The following is a 6,907-nucleotide window of genomic DNA, read 5'->3' as shown; positions in this document are numbered from 1 at the left end:
GCGCGCGGTGGCGTCGTCGACCTCGGCGGTGGTCCCGACCTCGACCCCGAGGTGGTCCATGACGGTCGGGCGGTCGGCCTCGCCTTCGAGCAGCACCAGCTTCAGCGGCGGCTCGGCGACCGCGAAGTTGGCGTACCCGGGGCGGCGCTTGGCCGGCTCGATGCCGAAGAGCCGGCTGTAGAAGCGGATCGAGCCCTCCAGGTCGGAGACCCTCAGGGCGAGCTGCACTCGGGACATGGTGGTCCTCCTCGAACTCGATGGACGTCTGTTTCGACGACCGTCGAACCAGAGGTTGCCTCTTGCTTCGACCGATGTCAAGGTAGATGTATGTCGAAGCAAGAAGAGGGCGGGCAGGCCCGGCCCGCTGGGGTCGTCGGGTGCTGCGAGCCGCTGGTCCGCGAGCCGCTGACCGCAGGGCAGTCGGTCGAGCTGGCGCGGGTGTTCAAGGCGATGGGCGACCCCGTGCGGCTGCGGCTGCTCTCACTGATCGCCTCGCACGCCGGCGGCGAGGCCTGCGTGTGCGACGTGACCGACGTGTTCGACCTGTCCGGCCCGACCATCTCGCACCACCTCAAGGTGCTGCGCGAGGCCGGGCTGATCACCGGCGAGCGCCGCGGCACCTGGGTGTACTACCGCGTGCGCCCCGACCTGCTCGCCCGGGTCTCCGCGGTGCTCGTGCCCGCCGCCCCCGACAGCCCCGCCGCCATGCCCGCCGGCCGCGAGGCCCTGCCGGTGGTGGACGCGTGAGCGCTCCCGACGCCACCGATACCGCGACCGACCCCACCGGGGCCGGCGTCGTCGCCGGGCTCTCCACCCTCGACCGGTTCCTGCCGGTCTGGATTCTCGCCGCGATGACCGCGGGGCTCCTGGCCGGCCGGTGGATCCCCGGCCTCGGCCAGGCCCTCGGCGCGGTCGCCGTCGACGGCGTCTCGCTGCCGATCGCGCTCGGCCTGCTCGTGATGATGTACCCGGTGCTGGCCAAGGTCCGCTACGACCGCCTCGACACCGTCACCGGCGACCGCCGACTCCTCGTGTCGTCGTTGGTGCTGAACTGGCTGATCGGGCCGGCGCTGATGTTCGCCCTGGCGTGGCTGCTGCTCCCCGACCTACCCGAGTACCGCACCGGGCTGATCGTCGTCGGGCTCGTCCGCTGCATCGCCATGGTCATCATCTGGAACGACCTCGCCTGCGGCGACCGCGAAGCTGCCGCCGTGCTCGTCGCGCTCAACTCGGCGTTCCAGGTGATCGCCTTCGGCGCCCTCGGGTGGTTCTACCTCGCGGTCCTGCCCGGCTGGCTCGGCCTCCCTACCACCGGACTCGACGTCTCGGCCTGGGCCATCGTCCGCTCAGTGCTGATCTTCCTGGGCATCCCGCTGCTCGCTGGCTACCTCACCCGCCGCCTCGGCGAACGCGCCCGCGGTCGCGACTGGTACGAGGCCAAGCTCCTGCCCCGCCTCGGGCCGTTCGCGCTCTACGGGCTGCTGTTCACCATCGTCATCCTCTTCGCCCTGCAGGGCGACGCCATCACCAGCCAGCCCCTCGACGTCGTCCGGATCGCGCTGCCGCTGCTGATCTATTTCGCGGTGATGTGGGCCGGTTCCTACGCCCTGGGCCGCGCGGTCGGCCTCGGCTACGAGCGCACCACCACGCTGGCGTTCACCGCCGCGGGGAACAACTTCGAACTCGCCATCGCCGTCGCCATCGCCACCTGGGGCGCCACCAGCGGCCAAGCCCTCGCCGGGGTCGTCGGCCCCCTGATCGAGGTCCCCGTCCTGGTCGCCCTGGTCTACGTCTCCCTCCGGCTGCGACGCCGACTGTTTTCCACCACCGATCCCGCGCTCGAGGAACCCCACCGTGCCTGACGTGCCCGAGGTCCTGTTCGTCTGCGTGCACAACGCCGGCCGCTCGCAGATGGCCGCCGCGCTGCTCGCCCACCACGCCGCCGGAAAGGTCACGGTCCGCTCCGCCGGCTCCGCCCCCGCCGACGAGGTCGACCCCGCCGTCCGGCAGGTCATGGACGAGCTCGGCATCGACCTCTCCCACGAGGTCCCCACCAAGCTCACCACCGACGACGTCGACGCCGCCGACGTCGTCATCACCATGGGCTGCGGCGACGCCTGCCCCGTCGTCCCCGGCAAGCGCTACCTCGACTGGGAGCTCCCCGACCCCGCCGGCCAGAGGGTCGACGCGGTCCGCCCGATCCGCGACGAGATCGACGAGCGCGTGCGGACCCTGCTCGCCGAGCTCGTTCCCACCACGAGCACCGGCTGACCGACGGACGGTGCCTACGGCCGCGGGGGGACGGGATCCGACCCGGCTCCGTCGCGGGAGACGCGGCGACGCTCCGGGGTGACGCCCAGGGTCCGGGCCATCGCGGCGGCCTCCCGACGGGTGCGGACGTCCAGCTTGGTCAGGATCGCCGAGACGTGGTGGTCGGCGGTCTTCTCCGAGATCACCAGCCGCGCGGCGATCTCGGCGTTGGTCAGACCGTCGGCGAGGAGGCACACCACGTCGACCTGCCGGGAGGTCAGGCCACCCGGGTTGGCCCGGGTGCTCGTCCGGGGCCGGAGGGGGACGCCGGTGACGCCGCGCCGGCGCAGGTCGCGCCGCACCCTCGCGGCCGCGGCGTCGGCGCCGAGCCGGTCGAGGATCTCCAGCGCCGCGAACGTCTCCGTGCGCTCGCCGGAGTCGGCCATCGCCAGCGCCCGCTCGTACGGGCACCCCAGCGTCTCCCAGCACGCCGCGGACGCCGAGGGCCGCCCGTCGAGCAGCAGGCGATGGGGCCGGGCGACGCGCAGGTGCGTGGTATCGACCTCGCGGCCGAGACGCACGAGCCACACCGCGAGGTCGCCCGCCGACCACTCGGTGCCCGGCAGGGCCGCGGCCGGGAGGAGGGCGGCCGCGTTGTCGAGGCGGGAGTCGGCCGTCCCGGTCGTCCAGCACCGCTCGGCCAGCGCGGCGGCGGCGGGCAGCAGCCGGAGCGGCTCGCCGTAGCCCTGCGCCAGCTCCCAGGCCCGGTCGAGGAGGTCGCCGCCGCCGACCCCGCCGGAGCGCAGTTCCACCAGCCCGCGGACCAGGCACGGCCAGGTGTGGGTCACCGCCGACCGGCTCCCGGAGAGCACCGTCGACGCGTCTTGGCGCGCGTCGTCCCAGGCACCGCGCAGCAGGTGCAGCCGAGCCCGGGCGCCGAGCTGCAGGCCGTGGGCGATCCGGACGTCCCGCTCCGCGGTCAGCGGGAGGCTGTGCTCGAGGACCTCCGCCGCGTCGTCGAGCCGACGCTGCTCGACGTCGATCTCGACGAGGCTGCTCGCGACGGTGGAGCGGGCCTCCTCGTCGAACCGCTCGCGGGCGTTCGCGAGAACGGCGAGTAGCCGGTCGCGGGCCCCGTCCTCCCCCGCCATCATCGCGACCACGGACTCGATGACACCGAGCCGGACCTCGAGCGCGCGGTCCCGGGCGACGTCGGTGACCTCCCGCGCCCGGGCGCATCGCTCCCGGGCGCCCACGAGGTCGCTCGCCTGCATGGCCAGGAACGCCTGGATGGAGTGGGCGTGCCCGAGCGCCGCGTCCCCCTGCGACCCGGCGGTCAGCACGTCCACGGCGGCGGCCGCGTACTCCTCGGCGTGGCGCCGGTGGCCGAGATACCACTCGAGCACGGCCAGCAGCCGATGGCCGGCGCTGACACCGCGGGAATCGCCCTCGGTCCGGCGCAGCGAGACGGCCTGCCGGCCGGCGGCGATCGCCTCGTCGAGCCGGTCGGTGAGGTACAGCTCGACGGTGAGCAGCTCGGCCAGCTCGGCACGGACGTCGAGAGCACCGTCGGGGGCCGCGTCGAGGGCGGTCCGGAAGAACCGGACGGCCTCGCTGTGGGCTCCCGACCCCGCCGCGACGCGCGCGGCGCTCGCGGCGTAGGACGACACCCGCTCCTCGTCGCCGGCGGCCAGGGCGTGGTGCACCAGCACCGCGGGGTCCGGGTCGGGCTGCGTCTCGAACGCCGCCAGCAACCGCCGGTGCAGGGTCGCGTCACCGCCGGGAGGGATGGCGTCGGCGATCGCGAGCCGGCAGATGTCGTGCCGGTAGGTGATGCGCCGTCGGTCGCGGGCGACGAGCCCGGCGGCGTCGAGCGTGCGCAGGGATCCGCTCCCGACCCCGAGCGCCGGCAGCAGCCCGTCCGGGATCCCGGTGGGGGCGCAGGCGACCAGCTCGGCCAGGTCGCGCGCGACGGCATCGAGGCCGGCGGCACGGGCGAGGACGGCGTCACGCACCGTGGGAGGCAGGACCTCCCCGCCCTGGGTGACGATCTCGGTGACGAAGAAGGAGTTCCCGCGGGTGAGCCGGTGCAGGCCGGTCGGGTCGATGTCGCGGGCCCCGACCATCGTCGTGACCGCCTCGAGGCTCAACGGCGCGAGGTCGAGCCGGGTGGCCGCGGGCGAGCGGGCCACGTCGCCGAGCAGGCCGCGCAGGGCGTGCTGGTGGTCGAGCTCGTCGTCGCGGTACGTGGCCAGCACCAGCGACCGCGTCCCCGGCAGCCGGCGCAGCAGGAAGCGCAGCAGGTCGACCGTGGCCTCGTCGGCCCACTGCAGGTCGTCGACGACGAGCAACACCGACCGTTCCCGCAGGAGGCGCAGGAGCTCGTCGCAGATCGCGTGGAGCGGGGCGGCGGTCGCCAACGAACGGGCGACGGGGTCGCCGAGGTCGGCCGCGACGTCGTGCAAGGGGCCGAGCGGGCGCGGGACGCCCAGCGGGTCGCAGACGCCCCACAGCACCTGGTCGTCGTCCGCGCCGTCGACGAACACCCGGGCGAGCCGGGTCTTGCCGACGCCGGACTCGCCGGCCAGGAGGACGGTCGACCCCGATCCACCGAGCGCGTCGTCCCAGGCCCGGCGCAGACACCGGAGCTGGTCGTCGCGCTCCAGCAGGTGCACAGCGGTCACGTTACGTGATCACCGGTGCCGGCGGAACGTCCCGATCGGACCAGTGGACACCATGAGGTGCACGATCTGGCGTCTGCCGGTGCGCTCGGTGGCGGCCCGGGGTGCGTGAGCCCTCCTAGAGTCGCGTCCGGGAGCGGTCCGCAGGACCGCACCGCAGGACCGGGAGGTGGCGGATGACCACTCCGACTCCGCCGCGCTCCGCGTCGGCGGAACGCCACCTGGTGGCCGTCGCGGAGGCCGGCGACGGCGATCGCTTCGCCGCGCTGCTGGCCCCTGCGCTCGCCCCGGTCCGCGTCCGACCCCTCGTCGACGGGACGTTCCACAGCTCGCTGCGCAGCGCTGTCGCCGGCGAGGTGCGGGTCTCCGTGGTGAGCGGGAGTCCGTGCGTCCTCACCCGGGACGCGGCCCTCATCGCCCCGACCGATCCCGCCTTCCTGACCGTGGCCCTGCACCGCCACGGACGGGCCGGGGTCGCCCAGGACGGGCGGCACTGCCTGCTCGGCCCCGGCGACCTCGTCAACTACGTGACGTCGCGGCCGTACGAGGTCACGTTCTGGGAGCCGTACGAGGCCGTCGTCGTCACGGTCCCCGTCGCCGCGCTGGGCTCCCACGCCGACGCGCTCGCCGGGCGCACAGCCGTCGCCGTCGACACCGGCTCCGGACCGCGTGACGTGGTCGGGGCCCTGTTCGAGTCGCTCGCCACCAAGATCGAGGGCTGCACCCTCGGCGCGGCCAACCGCAGCAAGGAGTACCTCGCGGACGCGATCGTCTCGCTCGTGATCGCCGAGCTGGTCGACATCGCCCCGCAGGGCGCGGGCGACGATCTCGCGGACCGGGTGCTCGCCCACTGCCTGGCCCGGCTGTCGGACCCCGACCTCACCGTGGAGTCGGTCGCCCGGGCCCACGGCGTGTCGGTGCGCTACCTCCACAAGGTGCTCGCCCCGACCGGCAGCACGCTCTCGGCCTGGATCCGCCGGCAACGCCTCGAGCGGATCTGTCGCGACCTGGTCGACGAGTCGCTCCACGGGCGCGCCGCCTCGGCCGTCGCGGCGCGGTGGGGCATGACCGACACCGGGCACCTGAGCCGGGCGCTCAAGGCCGAGTTCGGCATGACGGCGGCCGACATCCGCCGCTCGGGCCGCTGGGAGCGCGGCGGCCCCCGGGCCCCGGCGCAGTAGCGCCCGACCCGATCACCGTTCCCGGACCGCGCACGGTGCGCGGTCCCGTTGCCGCACGCCTTCTCGCAGAGGGGAACCCGCATGACCACGACACTGCCCAAGGTCGCCGTCGTCACCGGCGCGTCACGGGGCATCGGCGCCGGCGTCGTCGAGGGGTACCGCAAGCACGGCTACGCCGTCGTCGCCACCTCGCGCACCATCACCCCGTCCGACGACCCGCAGGTGCACACCGTCCCGGGCGACCTCGCCGACCCGCCGACCGCCGGCCGCGTGGTCGAGGCCGCCCTGGAGCGCTTCGGGCGGATCGACACGTTGGTCAACAACGCCGGGATGTTCCTCGCCAAGCCCTTCACCGCCTACACCGACGACGACTTCGCGGCGATGGTCGGCCTCAACCTCGCCGGGTTCTTCGGCATCACCCGGCGAGCCGTCGCCACGATGCTCGAGCAGGGCGGCGGGCACGTCGTCACCATCACGACCTCGCTCGTCGACCACCCGCTCAGTGCCGTCCCGTCGGTCCTCGCGTCCCTGACCAAGGGCGGGCTGGACGCGGCGACCCGGTCCCTGGCCGTGGAGTGCGCGGGCTCGGGGGTGCGGGTGAACGCGGTCTCGCCGGGGATCATCAAGACCCCGATGCACCCCGTCGAGGCCCACGACGCCTACGCCGGCCTCCACCCGGTGGGGCGCATGGGCGAGATCGACGAGATCGTGCACGCCGTCCTCTACCTCGAGACCGCGGCCTTCGTGACGGGCGAGACCCTGCACGTCGACGGCGGCCAGTGCGCGGGCCACTGA

7 protein-coding genes are annotated in these 6,907 nt (G+C 74.3%); 5 read left to right on the top strand and 2 right to left on the bottom strand.

All coding sequences use genetic code 11. The annotated features are described in order from the left end of the window. On the bottom strand, nucleotides 1–237 hold a 237-nt coding region (locus ACR9E3_RS32020; RefSeq protein ID WP_460385088.1), incomplete at its 3' end, for a VOC family protein. 90 nt (nucleotides 238–327) lie between these two features. Between ACR9E3_RS32020 and ACR9E3_RS32015 the strand changes: the two genes are divergently transcribed. From ACR9E3_RS32015 to ACR9E3_RS32005, 3 genes are read left to right on the top strand one after another with little or no spacing between them, the layout of a single operon-like run. After that, nucleotides 328–747, top strand: a complete 420-nt coding sequence (locus ACR9E3_RS32015) for an ArsR/SmtB family transcription factor (protein WP_460385087.1) — start codon at nucleotides 328–330, stop codon at nucleotides 745–747. Next, complete coding sequence (gene arsB / locus ACR9E3_RS32010; RefSeq protein WP_460385086.1) at nucleotides 744–1,862, top strand: ACR3 family arsenite efflux transporter; 1,119 nt, start codon at nucleotides 744–746, stop codon at nucleotides 1,860–1,862. The genes ACR9E3_RS32015 and arsB overlap by 4 nt, the downstream gene beginning before the upstream one ends. Next, the gene (locus ACR9E3_RS32005) at nucleotides 1,855–2,271 is read left to right on the top strand and encodes an arsenate reductase ArsC (RefSeq protein ID WP_460385084.1); all 417 of its coding nucleotides are present in this window, start codon (nucleotides 1,855–1,857) and stop codon (nucleotides 2,269–2,271) included. The genes arsB and ACR9E3_RS32005 overlap by 8 nt, the downstream gene beginning before the upstream one ends. A 14-nt stretch (nucleotides 2,272–2,285) precedes the next feature. Here the strand turns inward: ACR9E3_RS32005 and ACR9E3_RS32000 are convergent, their stop codons facing one another. Beyond that, complete coding sequence (locus ACR9E3_RS32000; RefSeq protein ID WP_460385083.1) at nucleotides 2,286–4,934, bottom strand: ATP-binding protein; 2,649 nt, start codon at nucleotides 4,932–4,934, stop codon at nucleotides 2,286–2,288. Between the two features lie 173 nt (nucleotides 4,935–5,107). On the opposite strand from ACR9E3_RS32000, the gene ACR9E3_RS31995 reads away from it, so the two are divergent. Together ACR9E3_RS31995 and ACR9E3_RS31990 are read left to right on the top strand one after the other, a co-directional pair. After that, nucleotides 5,108–6,112 (top strand): AraC-like ligand-binding domain-containing protein, encoded by a 1,005-nt coding sequence (locus ACR9E3_RS31995; RefSeq protein ID WP_460385082.1) that lies wholly within the window; start codon nucleotides 5,108–5,110, stop codon nucleotides 6,110–6,112. Between the two features lie 81 nt (nucleotides 6,113–6,193). Further along, the gene (locus ACR9E3_RS31990; protein WP_460385081.1) at nucleotides 6,194–6,907 is read left to right on the top strand and encodes an SDR family NAD(P)-dependent oxidoreductase; all 714 of its coding nucleotides are present in this window, start codon (nucleotides 6,194–6,196) and stop codon (nucleotides 6,905–6,907) included.

The organism is Actinomycetospora sp. C-140, assembly GCF_054796175.1.
The sequence above is the reverse complement of the archived record's forward strand: the minus strand, read 5'-3'. Positions and strand labels throughout refer to the sequence as shown.

What these genes read in the sequence shown, in the direction of transcription:
- ACR9E3_RS31990 (WP_460385081.1), top strand. Translation starts at nt 6,194, where the DNA reads ATGACCACGACACTGCCCAAGGTCGCCGTCGTCACCGGCGCGTCACGG.
- ACR9E3_RS31995 (WP_460385082.1), top strand. Translation starts at nt 5,108, where the DNA reads ATGACCACTCCGACTCCGCCGCGCTCCGCGTCGGCGGAACGCCACCTG.
- ACR9E3_RS32015 (WP_460385087.1), top strand. Translation starts at nt 328, where the DNA reads ATGTCGAAGCAAGAAGAGGGCGGGCAGGCCCGGCCCGCTGGGGTCGTC.